This window comes from Pontibacter rugosus, assembly GCF_042678745.1.
GTDB classification, from domain to species: Bacteria; Bacteroidota; Bacteroidia; order Cytophagales; family Hymenobacteraceae; genus Pontibacter; species Pontibacter rugosus.
The window spans coordinates 1-1,141 of sequence record NZ_JBHTLD010000435.1; the positions used below are offsets into that span (position 1 = coordinate 1).

The 1,141-nt window shown below is 43.7% G+C and carries 1 protein-coding gene; it reads right to left on the minus strand.

Features of this window, described 5'->3' with window-relative positions; all coding sequences use genetic code 11:
* Positions 1-237 precede the first annotated feature (237 nt).
* Positions 238-984 (minus strand): pseudouridine synthase, encoded by a 747-nt coding sequence (locus tag ACFQ2O_RS21760; protein ID WP_377533035.1) that lies wholly within the window; start codon positions 982-984, stop codon positions 238-240.
* Positions 985-1,141 lie beyond the last annotated feature (157 nt).

A 1,141-nucleotide genomic window follows, 5' to 3' on the forward strand; every position in this document is an offset into this window, starting at 1 on the left:
CGGTTAAATCGCTTGGGTAAGTCATAAGTCTGTAAACTTTTATTACCCAACAACCGACACCTGCTTTTTTACTCAACTAAATCAAAACAGCCTCTAAGGTTGTTTATCGATCACGGCAGGGAGAAATGGTGCAGGACTGGCGCCTTTCACCTATGGCATATATGCTGATGGTGCTTAATGCTGATTCTAAAAACGATTTAGTTGCTCGCACGCAGGTAGAAATGGTACAGCGCGTCTTTAGGTTATAAGTAAAGGTATTGGCTGAGGAAGTGCCTGCTGTTGCGCCAGTACATCATTCCACCCAAAATGAGCGCATAGCCGTAGCATGTTCTGCGGCATCTGGGCTTTTATACTTACCTGTTGCCCTGTAAAAGGATGCAGAAACGATAATTCTGCTGCGTGCAACAGTAGAAAAGAACTGTCAAGTTCTTCTAAAAACATTTTGTTGTGTCGCCAGTCTCCATGCCGTTTATCTCCGACAATATAATGCCTGATATGGGCAAAATGCTTTCGGATCTGGTGCATGCGGCCAGTTTCAGGCTTTACGCGTACCAAGCTGTACCGCGAAGACGCATACCTGCCAACAGCTATCGGTAACTCCACTGTTGCAAGCCCAGTAAAATGCGTAACAGCCTCCTGTGGCTCTTTATGCTTATGATCCTTGTCCGGTCGTATAGGGCTATCGATGGTACCAGCCTCCGGTGAAAAGCCTCGCACAACAGCAAAGTAAGTTTTATCAGGCTCACGCGCCTCAAATGCCTTTACAAGTGCTGCCGCTGCTTCCGGAGTTTTGGCAAAGAGCAATACACCAGATGTTCCTCTATCGAGGCGGTGTATAGTATACAGATGGTAGCCCAACTGATCGCGCAGCATCTGCAAGGCAAACTCTTTTTTTTCTTCTGCTATTCTGGTTCGGTGCACCAACAAACCGTTCGGCTTATTAATAGCAACATAATGATCATCTTCAAATACTAACGCTAGCACAACAAAATATTTAGATACAAGCCGCAATTATACTAATAAATTAACTTCTGTGTAGGTTCTGCTATCTTAACACATCAAAATTGATTGTTAGTAACACCTCCTGTACTTAATTGAACTATTGTAGTATGACCTGATTTGATTGCACCTAAAAACATAT